The organism is Mesorhizobium sp. M0174 (assembly GCF_040322275.1).
GTDB lineage: Bacteria > Pseudomonadota > Alphaproteobacteria > Rhizobiales > Rhizobiaceae > Mesorhizobium.
Map to the genome: position 1 here is coordinate 544,041 of NZ_JAMYTB010000002.1, position 12,898 is coordinate 556,938.

General features: G+C 62.0%; 11 protein-coding genes and 1 pseudogene. 8 read left to right on the forward strand and 4 right to left on the reverse strand.

What is annotated here, in order from left to right:
- Positions 1 to 29: 29 nt before the first annotated feature.
- The 3 genes from NKJ13_RS06075 to NKJ13_RS06085 all read right to left on the reverse strand — a co-directional run bounded on the left by NKJ13_RS06075 (position 30) and on the right by NKJ13_RS06085 (position 3,259).
- Positions 30 to 1,076, reverse strand: a complete 1,047-nt coding sequence (locus tag NKJ13_RS06075) for an NAD(P)-dependent alcohol dehydrogenase (RefSeq protein ID WP_352777382.1) — start codon at positions 1,074 to 1,076, stop codon at positions 30 to 32.
- 132 nt (positions 1,077 to 1,208) lie between these two features.
- Positions 1,209 to 2,048: a hypothetical protein gene (locus NKJ13_RS06080; RefSeq protein WP_352777384.1), complete on the reverse strand. Its 840-nt coding sequence runs from the start codon at positions 2,046 to 2,048 to the stop codon at positions 1,209 to 1,211.
- A gap of 419 nt (positions 2,049 to 2,467) precedes the next feature.
- Entirely contained in the window at positions 2,468 to 3,259 is a 792-nt protein-coding gene (locus tag NKJ13_RS06085) for a class I SAM-dependent methyltransferase (protein ID WP_352777386.1), read from the reverse strand.
- 142 nt (positions 3,260 to 3,401) lie between these two features.
- Between NKJ13_RS06085 and NKJ13_RS06090 the strand changes: the two genes are divergently transcribed.
- From NKJ13_RS06090 to NKJ13_RS06100, 3 genes and pseudogenes are all read left to right on the forward strand, one after another.
- Entirely contained in the window at positions 3,402 to 4,511 is a 1,110-nt protein-coding gene (locus NKJ13_RS06090; protein ID WP_352777436.1) for an ABC transporter substrate-binding protein, read from the forward strand.
- A complete protein-coding gene (locus tag NKJ13_RS06095; protein ID WP_352777388.1) occupies positions 4,501 to 5,580 on the forward strand; it encodes a FecCD family ABC transporter permease in 1,080 nt (359 codons plus the stop codon). The genes NKJ13_RS06090 and NKJ13_RS06095 overlap by 11 nt, the downstream gene beginning before the upstream one ends.
- Positions 5,574 to 6,323: pseudogene (locus NKJ13_RS06100) on the forward strand (ABC transporter ATP-binding protein); the annotation flags it as partial. The gene NKJ13_RS06095 and the pseudogene NKJ13_RS06100, both read left to right, overlap by 7 nt.
- Positions 6,324 to 6,500: 177 nt before the next feature.
- Here the strand turns inward: NKJ13_RS06100 and NKJ13_RS06105 are convergent.
- Complete coding sequence (locus NKJ13_RS06105; RefSeq protein ID WP_352646234.1) at positions 6,501 to 7,379, reverse strand: GNAT family N-acetyltransferase; 879 nt, start codon at positions 7,377 to 7,379, stop codon at positions 6,501 to 6,503.
- 236 nt (positions 7,380 to 7,615) lie between these two features.
- Between NKJ13_RS06105 and argE the strand changes: the two genes are divergently transcribed.
- From argE to NKJ13_RS06130, 5 genes are all read left to right on the forward strand, one after another.
- On the forward strand, positions 7,616 to 8,740 hold the full coding sequence (argE, locus tag NKJ13_RS06110) for an acetylornithine deacetylase (RefSeq protein WP_352701471.1): 1,125 nt from the start codon (positions 7,616 to 7,618) through the stop codon (positions 8,738 to 8,740).
- Between the two features lie 16 nt (positions 8,741 to 8,756).
- Positions 8,757 to 9,680 (forward strand): 2-hydroxyacid dehydrogenase, encoded by a 924-nt coding sequence (locus tag NKJ13_RS06115; protein WP_352752794.1) that lies wholly within the window; start codon positions 8,757 to 8,759, stop codon positions 9,678 to 9,680.
- Between the two features lie 14 nt (positions 9,681 to 9,694).
- On the forward strand, positions 9,695 to 10,051 hold the full coding sequence (locus NKJ13_RS06120) for a cupin domain-containing protein (RefSeq protein ID WP_023678793.1): 357 nt from the start codon (positions 9,695 to 9,697) through the stop codon (positions 10,049 to 10,051).
- A gap of 171 nt (positions 10,052 to 10,222) precedes the next feature.
- The gene (locus NKJ13_RS06125) at positions 10,223 to 11,266 is read left to right on the forward strand and encodes a tartrate dehydrogenase (protein WP_352777389.1); all 1,044 of its coding nucleotides are present in this window, start codon (positions 10,223 to 10,225) and stop codon (positions 11,264 to 11,266) included.
- A 19-nt stretch (positions 11,267 to 11,285) separates the two neighbouring features.
- Positions 11,286 to 12,761: an NAD-dependent succinate-semialdehyde dehydrogenase gene (locus NKJ13_RS06130; RefSeq protein WP_352777390.1), complete on the forward strand. Its 1,476-nt coding sequence runs from the start codon at positions 11,286 to 11,288 to the stop codon at positions 12,759 to 12,761.
- The last annotated feature ends 137 nt before the right edge of the window (positions 12,762 to 12,898 follow it).

The following is a 12,898-nucleotide window of genomic DNA, read 5'->3' on the forward strand; positions in this document are numbered from 1 at the left end:
AGGGCAGCCCGGGGGATTTGGAACTCGCCTTAATCCGGCAATTGGATCTGAAGCTTTACGTCCGCCGGCCGGGCTTCGACCGCGCGATCAAATGCGGTGATGGAGTCTTCGAAGGGGAAGGTCGCCGAAATCAATGGTTTGAGATCGACCCGACCCGATCCCATCAGTGCGATCGCCCGGTCATATTGGTGGGCATAGCGGAATACCGTCTCGATGCGAATTTCCTTGGTAGAGGCCGTAGCGATGTCGAACGCCACCGGCGCGACCGGCAGGCCGACCACCACCACGGTACCACCGGGCCGCGGCAGATCGAGCAGGGTCTCCCATGCCTTGGACGAGCCCGAGCATTCAAACACCACGTCGGCGCCCCAGCCATCGGTCAGGCGCTTGACCTCCGCCGCCAGGTTCTTGTCGCGGACGTTGATCGGGATCACACCCTGGTAGCCGGCGGCAATGTCGAGCTTGGGTTGGGCGAGATCTGCTACAACGGCGCGGGCGCAGCCGCCGGCGAGCGCGGCGATCGCCACCATCGTGCCGATCGGCCCGGCGCCAATCACCACCGCGGTGTCACCCGGCGCAATCTTCGCTTTGGCCGCCGCCTGCATGCCGACAGCGAAGGGCTCCACCATCGCGCCCTCGGCGAAGCTGACATTGTCGGGCAGTTTGAAAGTGTAGTTGGCGGGGTGGACGACATAGGGCGTCAGCACGCCGTGGATCGGCGGCGTTGCCCAGAACCTGACCGCTGGATCGATGTTGTAGAGGCCGAGCCGGCTCGCCCGCGAATTGGGATCGGGGATACCCGGCTCCATGCAGACGCGGTCGCCGACCTTCAGATGCTCGACGCCTTCACCCGTTCCGACGACGGTGCCGGCGGCTTCATGGCCCAAGACCATCGGCGCTTCGACCACGAACGGGCCGATGCGGCCATGTGTGTAGTAGTGCACGTCGGAGCCGCAGATGCCGACAGTGTGGATTTTGATGCGAACTTCGCCCGGGCCGACGGTCTGTGGCAGATCGATGTCACGCAGCTTGAGTTCGTGTTGGCGTTCGAGGACAAGGGCGCGCACGTTCGTCATCGACGTAGTCTCCTCTAAAGCCGATCGTAGGGGCCTTTAACCCTCTACGGGTATACACACCGTCCATCTATGCATCATTGTTCTCCGGGCTGGCGCTGTGGCCCCGATAGACGCGATCGAGCGCAGGCAGGTTCAGTTGGTGCTGGTTGTGGGGGTGAACCCGCACTGCTTCTGTTCCATATCGATCTGTTTCGTGATGCGGACGGCGTTCTGCGCGTAGGCCTCCGTCACTGAGCCACTATTCACGGTCTTGCCCTTCAGCGGACTCACGCCTGCGCAGAGGTGGAAAACATGCGGCTCGGCGGACTTCGCGGCTCCGGCTTCCGGCGCGATCCAGTAGACGACATCCTGACCGGCGGGGTGGCTCGCGTCCCGCGTCGCCGCCGTTACCGCGGCGGTGTCCGTCGCGATCGCCTGCGCCTGAGCGGCGACATCGGGCGAACAGGCGGTGGTGGGCTGCCCCGACTTGATCTGGGCCGCGCATGCGTTCATATCCTGGGTGTACTGCTCGACCGACGGGGGTTTGAAACTGATCCCCATGACCGTCGCGAGCACGGCCAGAGCAGCGCCGACGCCGCCGGCAACCTTCTTGGTCCGCGGATCCATGTTTTTGTCGGTGAGGATCAAGAAAACCAGCGGAAGGAAAGCAATCAGCGTGATAATTGCGCCGAGCTGGTTTTGGAAGAAGAACCTGGCCGTGTCGGATGCACGGGCCGGATCGTGCCTGTTGGCCGCCTTCCACAGCAAGTTGCCGGCGATTGCGAAAATCGCGATGCCGACCAGAAGGCCGATGACCAGCGGCAGGTGTGCCTGGCCGAACTTGCTCTGGCGAAGCAGCATGATTCCGTAGATCTCGCCGCCAATGGCGACGATCCACGAGAGTGCGGCGAAAAGGCGAAGGCGCGTGGCGGAGGACTTCTGGCCCTGCGTCGCTTGCCAATCCTTGGTAACGTCTGGCTTGTTGTCGGTCATTGACCAGATCCCCTGATATCGACACTTCTGCGGGCGCGTTAGACCAGAAGGCCAACCCACCCGGCGCAGCGTCATTGAATGAGCGTCACCTGCCTTAGCGACACCGCGAAAATGTGAGCGCCACGGCAGCCTCATCTCCACTCATAATTCATATTGCGCATGAGTGAATCCGTCCAGACCCACGCAGGCAGACGCCTATGCGGCGATTGCTCCGTTCTTCTTAATCTCTGGCTTGAACTTGACGTAGCGGACTGACAACTTACCGCCACATAAGCGCGACGTAGGGTATCTGCTCGGCAAAGATCGCTCCTGTGCAACTCCGACGTCGCATATCTGCGGTACGGATGTCAGATCAGAATGGCGGGGTGAGAGCCGACGATCGCCGATAGATGGTTGTGGAAATCGTTAGAATTCCCCAACTACCAGGCCGACTTGGTCGCGCAGATCGCGTAGCGATGCTGCGTCGAGCGTTCCAGCGCCCTGAGGAAGTTCATGTGCCGCGCCTGCGCACGATGAATTGCGCCGAGCCGGGTGTCGACCACAGGCATCTCAAAGCCAGCCTCCACCAGAAGCGCGCAGACCTCGTCCGCTTTGGCGCCATGCGAAAAGTGCAACCGTGAGAGGATGCTGCCATGGCGGTCCGCCATCACCTGATCCAGTTCGTGGACCGGCCCGACTGTCCGGCCAACGGCCCTTTCCAGGACTTGTCGCAGAGAGGTTACCCAGGTCTTACTGACGAAATCACCATCAATGATCAGCAGCCGTCCGCCAGGCTTGAGCAGCGAGAACCATTCGGCGAATGCTGCTCGCGGATCCACCAAGGTCCAGACGAGATGACGGGTGACGAGGACGTCATAGCTCTCTGCTTTTTCAAGGGTGCGCTCGGCGTCGCCGAACAGAAACCGGATGCCGCTTTCCCTCTGCGTCGCCTTTGCACGCGCGCGGGCAAGCATGGCCTCTGACCAATCGAGCCCGGTCACGGCATAACCCAGGTCGTGCATGAGATGGGATATGACCCCGGTGCCGCAAGCGAGGTCGAGCGCGCGACGCCCATCCCCGCGCCCCAAGTGCTTGAGTATCAGCCTGTGCCAGGCCAGGCGTTCGCGCGGTGAGAAGATTTCATGCCCCACCGAAAGGTCGAATGTTCCAGCGCGCGTCGACCAATAGTCGCGTATCTCGTCCCGCAGCGAATAATTGGGCTCGCCCGCCATTCCAGACCCCTTGTCGTCGAACCAGTCTGGAATGGCTCTAAAAGATATTTCTTGAGAATTGAAGTCATCTTTTATAAGCCCCTCTGGCTAATCCATTTCAAGAGAGGGCGCGATGAATTTCGGAAAGATCCCAGCAGCGACGATGGCGGCCGCTATCGTCGCTCTGTCGATGACGCTGGCCGCCAGGGCCGAAATGATTGCAGTGACCGACATCACGGGCCGCCAAGTCAAGGTGAACGTCCCTGTCGAGAGGGTAATCCTGGGTGAGGGCCGGCAGGTCTATCTCGTCGCGGCGCTCGACACCGAGGATCCGTTCAAGCGCATCGCTGGCTGGCGCGAGAATTTCAGCCAAGCGGATCCGGACAACTACGCCGCCTATCTGGAAAAATTCCCAAGGATGGCGAATATCCCCACATTCGGCGGTTTCAAGGACGGCACTTTCGACGTCGAGCAGGCAGTATCGCTCAAGCCCGACGTCATCGTGATGAACACCGAGTCGAAGCAGGCCACGGAAGACGCCGAGTATATCGAGAAACTCACCGCTGCCGGCATTCCGTTGGTTTATGTCGATTTCCGCGAGCGTCCCTTTACCAACACCGAACCCAGCATGCGCCTGTTTGGCAGGCTGTTCGGCAAGGAGCAGCGCGCCGAGGAATTCATCACCTGGCGCGCCGCCGAGATCGTGCGCGTTACCGACGTAATCGAGAAGGCCAAGCCGGAAAGGCCCAAGGTCTTCATCGAACGCGCCGGCGGCTATTCGGACGATTGCTGCATGAGCTTCGGCGACGACAATTTCGGCAAATTCGTTGAGATGGCAGGCGGTGACAACATCGCCAAAGACATCATCCCCGGCACCTTCGGCACACTCAATCCCGAACAGATCATCGCCTCCGACCCGGATCAGATCATCGTCACCGGCGGCTCGTGGGAAGCCTATGTACCGGGCGGTGCCTGGGTGGGCGTCGGCCCCGGCCGTGATGAGGCGGAGGCGGTGCGCAAGCTGAAGGCGCTGACCGAGCGGCCGGCGCTGACCGGCGTGAAGGCCGTCGAGGACGGCGCGGTGCATGCCATCTGGCATCAGTTCTACAACAGTCCTTATCAGTTCGTGGCCATCCAGCAGATGGCGAAGTGGCTGCATCCCGATCTTTTCGCCGACCTTGATCCTGAGGCGTCCTTCAGCGAGTTGCACAAGAAATTCCTGCCCATCGCATACAGGCCCGGCCACTGGGTCTCGCTGACCGATGTCGATTGAATCGACGGCCGTCAGCACCGCGCTCCACAGCACCGATGGACGAGGGCGTTACCGCGCCCTCGTCTGGCGGCGGCAGGTGATCCTTGCCGGCCTCGGCGCTGCCCTGCTCTTCAGCCTGTGCGTCGACCTTGCGGTCGGTCCCGCCCGCTACGACCTCGGCGAGGTCGTGCGGGCCCTTGTGTTCCCCGACACCGTGCCGCAGCAGGTGCGCGTGGTGCTCTGGGACATCCGCATGCCGGTGGCCCTGATGGCGATTGTCGTAGGGGCGGCGCTCGCCGTGGCCGGCGCGCAGATGCAGACCATCCTCAATAATCCGCTGGCGAGCCCCTTCACGCTCGGCATATCCGCCGCCGCGAGCTTCGGCGCCGCGCTTGCGCTTGCCTTCGGAGTGAGGCTTGTCCCCGCCGCAGTCGAGTATGTAGTGCCGATCAACGCCTTCGTGATGGCGATGCTGGCGGCCTTCCTCATTCACGTGCTGAGCGTCAAGCGCGGCGTCAGCGCGGAGACCATCGTGCTGCTCGGCATCGCGCTGGTTTTCACCTTCAACGCGCTGCTCGCGCTCGTCCAGTTTTTCGCGTCGGCGGAAGCGCTGGCGGCGGTCGTCTTCTGGACAATGGGCAGCCTCACCAAGGCCACCTGGCCTAAGGTTGCGGTCACCACATTCATTCTCCTCGCAGTCTTACCCATTTTCGCCCGGCGCGTCTGGGCGCTGACGGCGTTGAGGCTCGGTGAGGACAAGGCGGCCAGCTTCGGCGTCAAAGTCGGTCGCCTGCGGCTCGAGACGCTCATCCTGGTGAGCCTCCTCGCCGCCATTCCGGTCGCCTTCGTCGGCACCATAGGTTTTATCGGCCTCGTGGGCCCGCACATCGCGCGCATGATCATCGGCGAGGACCAACGCTTCTTCCTGCCCGCCTCGGCCCTTGCGGGCGCGCTCATCCTGTCGGCCAGCTCGGTCGTCAGCAAGTCGCTTATCCCGGGGACGGTCTTCCCGATCGGCATCGTCACCTCGCTGATCGGCATCCCCTTCTTCATCTCGCTCGTCCTCTCCAGCACGAGGCGCTCATGGTGACGATCCGGCTTGAGGCGCTCGGCGCGCGCTACGGCACGAGCCTCCGGCTTCGGGATGTGACGACCCCAGCGTTCGAGGGCGGAGACATTGTGGCCGTGATCGGTCCGAATGCCGCCGGGAAGTCGACGCTCTTCAGGCGCATCGCCGGCCTCCTGCACGGACCGGGAGCAATGCATGTCGAGGGGGCCATTCGCGGGACGAGCGGCATCTGCTACATGCCACAGGAAACGTCCGCCAACGCGGTGCTCACCGTCTATGAGTCAGTGTTGCTCGCCCGCAAGCAGGGTATGGGCTGGTCCGTGGGCGACGATGATCTGGCTCGCATCGACGAGACCCTTGCGGCGCTCGGCATCGCCGACATCGCTTTCCGCAACATTGGCGAGCTTTCCGGCGGCCAGCGGCAACTCGCCAGCCTGGCACAGACGCTGGTGCGCGAGCCGGAGGTCCTGCTGATGGACGAACCGACATCAGCACTCGATCTGTCGCGGCAGGTGGAAGTGCTCGGTCTCATGCGGGAACTTGCCAGGGCGCGAGGCATGGTCGTGCTGATCGCCCTGCACGACCTCAATCAGGCCCTGCGCTTCAGCGATCAGACAATGGTCATCGCGGACGGCCGGCTGGTCGCATGCGGGCCAACGCGGGACATCATCACCTCACATCTGCTGCGGGACATTTATCATCTCAACGCGCGCATCGAGCCGTGCTCGCGCGGCATCGGCCATGTCATCGTGGATGGCGTGGCGGATGGGCGTCGGACGCTCACAATGCCGGCAGCGGAGACCGATCCGGGCTTCGGAGCAGATTCGAGGCGGCAGCCGTTCCGGCCGCGTGACGGCAACGGCATTAAGCCGGTTGATCGACGCCCGCACTGATCGACCTGGTCCTCTAACCGCTGGTTGAAGGCGACAGCGTGCTTGCATTCAACTCAAGGCGTGGCCGGCCAATCCATAGACCCAAGGCCCATTGTCTTCCCGGTTCAGAAAGCGGCGCCCCTTGGACATGGTCGTAACGGTCTCGGCAATGCCGAGGCCGCACTGCTGGAGAAACGCGGCAAACACGCCATCCTTCTCGCGGGTGTCGACACGGGCAAATCGTCCTGCCAGTCCGTTCAGATGCACGGCTGTAAGATGGACCGCGTCGAGATCGTTTCGCGCGACCATCGGGCCGATCACGTGACCACGCCCGAACTCGCGACACATGGAATAGCCGACGATCTCGCTGCCGCGGCTCAAAGTGCAGATTGAGGCATCGGCCGCGAGCAACGTGAGCAGCCTCTCGCGGTTTGTCCCAAACGCGCGGGTGTCCAGCGCCGTGATTTCCTTCAGCCTGTCGCTCGACAGCGCCTGCAATTGACCGTCCAGGGACGGCACTGTTGGGAGGATCGGTGGGACTTCACCCTGGCGCATGTATACAGTCGCCTCGGTCGTGAAACCGAGTGAGACATAAAGAGGATAGGCAGCATGGGTAGCATTGAGTGCCAAGTTGCGATCGCCGCACTGCTCGAGGACTAGGTCCATGAGCCACCGGCCGCCTCCTTGCGCTTGCGTGCGGGGCGTTGTGATCACTACGCCGATGGTGGCGAAATCGTTCCCGTGAGGAAACCACATCGCGCTGCCGAAAACGCGTCCAATACCATCAACGGCAACGATGCCCTGGCCGGCGCGACGCAGTAGGTTCCAATCCTTCGGCCGATGAGGCCAGCGGACTGAGATCGACAGCGCGTGCAGCAGCTCAACGTCGACATCATTGATGTCCCGCGCGACCAGTTCGAAGGATTTCAGGCGTACTGATCTCTGCATCTCAGTCGATCCTTCAACAAATGCGCAAGGCACGCGGTGTGACGTTGTGATCGATCGCCGTGTCGCGACATGCCTCTTTTGCCGTAGCATTATACGGGAAAGCCAGCAGGTTTCGCTGGTTCGAGGTGCTTTTTCGCAATCTTCGGCCAAAGCATGACGCAATTCGGCAGCGAACTCTGCTGCCTGCGGATACGCTGGTTGCACCCGGTGATAATGTGCGATTAGAGCGGACCGCCATGAACGTGGAAGAAATCCTCGCGACGCTGATTGGATTTCCCTCTGTTGTGGGCACGCCAAACCGCGCGATCGTCGATTGGATCCGCGACTACTGTCAGGCAGCCGGAGCCGAGGTGACGGTTCTGCCCGGTCCTGAGGGCGACCGGTCCAACCTCTTCGTGACGATCGGCCCGCGCCAGGGTCGGGGCTACATCATCTCCGGACATATGGATGTCGTGCCGGCCGGCGAGCCGGAATGGAGCTCGGATCCGTTCGTCCTGCGCCGCGAGGGCGGCAGGCTATACGGCCGCGGCACCACCGACATGAAGGGCTTCCTCGCCTGCGCATTGGCCGCGCTCCCAGGACTTGCGGCGATGAACCTGCGGCAGCCAGTTCATCTCGCATTCTCCTATGACGAAGAGGCGGGGTGCCGTGGTGTGCCGCATCTCCTGGCCGCGTTGCCGAGCTTATGCGAGAGGCCGCTTGGCGCCATTGTCGGCGAGCCGAGCAGGATGCAGCCTGTGCGCGCGCACAAGGGGAAGGCCGCCGCGCGGCTCGAGGTGATCGGGCGATCCGGCCATTCCTCACGCCCCGATCTCGGACTCAATGCTGTGCACGCCATGGCCAGCGTCATCACATACGCCGTGGTCTACGGCCAGTCCCTCGCCGACGGGCCGCTCGATGAAAATTTCGAGCCCCCATATTCTTCCTTGCAGGTGGGCGTCATCGCCGGTGGACAGGCGGTCAACATCATCCCTGGCCAATGCACAGCCGATATCGAGGTGCGCGCCGTGCCCGGCGTTTCTCCAGCCTCCCTGCTTGAGCCTGTCAAGACCCGGCTTTTCGCCCTGCGAGACAGTGGCTTCGATGTGGCGTGGCACGAGTTGAGCACCTATCCCGCCCTCGCGCCCGCGAACGGGAGCGCGCTAGCGGCCGTTCTGACCGAGCTGACGGGGCAGGAGCCGCTCACAGCCGTCAGCTTCGGCACGGAGGCCGGGCTTTACCAGCAGGCCGGCATCGACGCGATCATTTGCGGTCCTGGCGACATCGGCCGTGCCCATCGTCCCAATGAGTATATCGAGATCGGTGAACTCGCCGCTTGCCGGAAGATGATCGAGGGGCTTGGCGCGCGTCTTGCGGCCTGAAGGAAGGGCGGTCGCCATGGCGTTTCTTTTCAATTCCGATGCGGCGCGTGCTGCGGTCTTCCGCGAGATATTCGCGCGCGAGCTCCCGGATCTGGATTTCTTCCATTCCGGAGATGAGATGGAGCCGGAGAAGGTGCGCTATCTCATCACCTGGACGGTGCCGGACGAGATCTCGCGCTACCGCAATCTGGAAGTGCTGTTTTCCATCGGCGCGGGCGTCGACCAGTTCAAGCAGGACGTGGTGCCAAGCCATGTGAAGCTTGTGCGCATGGTCGAGGACGGCATCATACGCATGATGCAGGAATACGTTGCGCTCGGCGTGTTGGCGCTCCACCGCGAGATGCCCGCTTATCTTGAGCAGCAGAAAAGATGCCTCTGGAAACCGATTGCCGCTCGACAGGCGGCCGAACGCCGGGTTGGCTTTCTCGGCCTTGGCATGCTGGCCCGCGCGGCTATCGAGCGTTTGAAGCCGTTCCAGTTTCAGCTTGCCGGGTGGAGCCGCAGCGAAAAGCGGATCGAGGACGTCGCCTGCTTTCACGGCACGGACCAACTCGCGGGCTTTCTGAAGCAAACGGATATTCTCGTCTGCCTGCTCCCGCTCACGGAACAAACGCACGGCATGCTCGACGCGGAGTTCTTCCACTTACTGCCCGCCGGGGCTCAACTGCTGCATGTCGGCAGGGGTCCGCAACTGGACCAGGCCGCGCTGATCGACGCGCTCGACACCGGTCACGTATCTGCGGCGATGCTTGATGTCACCGATCCAGAACCGCTCCCGGAAGACCATCCGCTGTGGTCGCATCCGAAGGTGATGATAACGCCGCACATCGCCTCGGTGACGCAACCGCATACGGCGGCACAATCCGTCGTCGACAACATTCGGCGCCACCGCGCCGGAGAAGAACTGATCGGCCTCGTCGATCGGACACTCGGCTACTAACCAGGAATCATCACATGTCACTTCTGATCACGATCGACACAGTTCCAGACTTTGCGCCGAAGGAGGCATTACCGGCTCCGGAGCGGCTCATTTCCGGCAATCCATCCTTCAAGACTTGGGCGCAGGATGCCTCGAAAGGTGAGAAGGTTCTGACCGGCGTCTGGGAGGCGACGCCCGGCGAGACGCATTCGATCAAGGGCACTATCTACGAGTTCTGCCACATCGTCTCGGGTCTCGTAGAAATCGAGGAGAAGGGCGGTGAGACCAAGACCTACCGCGCCGGCGACAGTTTCGTGATGAAACCCGGTTTCGTCGGCGTCTGGCGCACGATCGAGACCGTACGCAAGATCTACGTCTGCGTTTATGACTGAGTTCAGTGCTCAAGGTCCGGCCGAATAGCGCGCGGCGGTTCCAGAACAATCGGCTTTTCAGGTTCCGCCTGACGCGATTCGACGCCGTCGGAGGCATAAACCTCGACGGAAAATGCGGCGGGCGGTCGACTACTGTTCGGGCCACGCCAGTGCGAATGAGGACCTCCATCCATGAAGACCTACAAGATAGCGCTGATCCCCGGCGACGGCATCGGCAAGGACGTGACGCAGGCGGCATGGCAGGTGCTGCAAGTGGCGGCTAAGCAGGGCGGTTTCGTCCTTGATGACATAAGATTCCCGTGGTCGTGCGCCTACTACCTGGAGACCGGTGCAATGATGCCGTCAGACGGCATCGATACACTCCGAAAATTCGATGCGATCTATCTCGGCGCTGTGGGCTGGTCCGCGGAAGTGCCCGACTCAGTATCGCTTCACGGACTGCTCCTGCCGATCCGGAAAGGCTTCACGCAGTACGCCAACATACGACCGCACCGGCTGTTGCCGGGCGTTCAGGGGCCCCTCCGCTCCGATGGTTTCGATATCCTGTGCATCCGTGAGAATACGGAAGGCGAATATTCCGGCGCCGGTGGGCGCGTTCATTCCGGCACGGCCGATGAGGTCGCGGTTGAGACTGCGATCTTCACGCGTACGGGTGTCGAACGGATCATCCGTTTCGGTTTCGAACAGGCGCGGGCGCGTCGCAAGAAGCTCGCATCTGTCACCAAATCCAACGCGCAGAAGCACTCCATGGTTTTCTGGGATGAGGTCACGCGCGAGGTGGCGAAAGACTATGCCGATGTGGAGGTCTCGCACTACCACATCGACGCCATTGCCGCCCGTATGGTCCTGGCGCCGGAAAGCCTCGACGTAATCGTCGCATCGAACCTTTTCGGCGACATCCTCACCGATATTGGAGCGGCCATTCAGGGAGGGCTGGGTTACGCCGCCTCCGCCAATATCAATCCCGATCGCAGCGTGCCTTCCATGTTCGAGCCGGTCCATGGTTCGGCGCCCGACATCGCGCATCTCGGCGTCGCCAATCCGATCGCCGCGATCTGGTCCGGTGCCATGATGCTCGAGCATCTGGGCGAGGGGCACGCTGCGGCGGAAGTGATGTCGGCAATCGAGTCCGCAACCGCGCGGGGGATTGGCACGATCGCAGGCAAGGACAGGACTGAAACGATCGCGCAGGCCGTGCTGGCAGGATTAAGTTGAAAGGGAAGAGGAAAAGACCATGAATGCGATGACGAAGGTTGGCATGTTCAACGATTCCGACCTTTTTCGCCAGCAGGCGCTGATTGGCGGTGTCTGGCGGGATGCGGAAACGAAGGGCGCGGTCGATGTCATTGACCCTGCCAGCCAAATTGTTCTCGGCACCGTTCCCGCAATGGGGGAGAACGAGACGAGAGCGGCAATCGATGCCGCGGCCGAGGCCTTCAAAGGCTGGAAGAAAAGGACGCATGCCGAGCGTGCAGGATTTCTGGAACGCTGGCACGACCTCATCCGCCAGCACGAACAGGATCTCGCGCTCCTGCTGACGCTGGAACAGGGCAAGCCGCTTGCCGAGGCATTGGCGGAAATCCATTACGGCGCCTCCTTCGTGAAATGGTTCGCCGAAGAAGCTCGCCGGATCGGTGGCTCGACCATTCCGTCACCCACGGCCGATCGCCGCATTCTGGTGCTGAAAGAACCCGTCGGCGTCTGCGCCATCATCACGCCGTGGAATTTCCCCAACGCGATGATCGCACGCAAAGTAGCACCGGCGCTGGCCGCAGGTTGTACGGTTGTCATCAAGCCGTCGGAATTTACGCCATTCTCGGCGCTGGCGCTCGGCGTTCTGGCGGAACGGGCAGGTATCCCTGCAGGCGTGATCAACATTGTGACCGGCATGCCCGTCGAAATCGGCAACGAACTGATGGCCAATCAGACGGTGCGCAAGATCTCGTTCACCGGTTCGACCCGCGTCGGTGCGCTGCTCATGCGCGGCGCGTCCGATACCATCAAGCGGCTGAGCCTGGAGCTTGGCGGCAACGCACCCTTTATCGTCTTTGACGACGCCGATCTGGATAAGGCAGTTGAAGGGGTGATCGCATCCAAGTTCCGCAATGGCGGTCAAACCTGCGTCTGCGCGAACCGGATTCTTGTGCAGGAAGGCGTTTACGACGCTTTCGCCGAAAAGCTGAGCCGGCGCGTCACGCGGATGAAGGTTGGCGCAGGGACCGATGAGGGCACTGAGATCGGCCCGATGATCAACGCAGCCGCGATCGACAAGATCGAGCGTCACATCGCCGATGCTCAGGCGAAAGGCGCGCAGATCATCGCCCAAAGCGAGACGATGCCGGAGGGTAAGCAATATGCACGGCCCGTCGTGCTGGGAGAAGCTACTGCGGGGATGCTCCTGGCATCGGAAGAGACGTTCGGTCCAGTGGCGCCGCTTTTTCGCTTCGAGACGGAGGAAGAGGCCATCGCCATTGCGAACGGTACGCCGTTCGGCCTTGCCGCCTACTTCTACACCGACAACCTCAAGCGCTCATGGCGTGTTGCCGAGGCGCTGGAGTTCGGTATGGTCGGGCTCAACACAGGCATGATCTCTACCGAGGTTGCGCCTTTCGGCGGTGTCAAGCAATCGGGAGTGGGGCGCGAAGGATCGCAGCTCGGCATCGAGGAATATCTCGAGGTCAAGGCGCTTCATGTTGGCGGGCTTAACTAGTTATCTTGCACGCAGGTGGAAACACTTGCAGCCCTAAAGCGTTGGAACCACAAGAAAGGGGCGGTGAAAACCGCCCCTTTCTCTATCGCGACCAGTGATTATTAACGTCTGGGAGTGCCTCAGCCTGGTGCGACTGC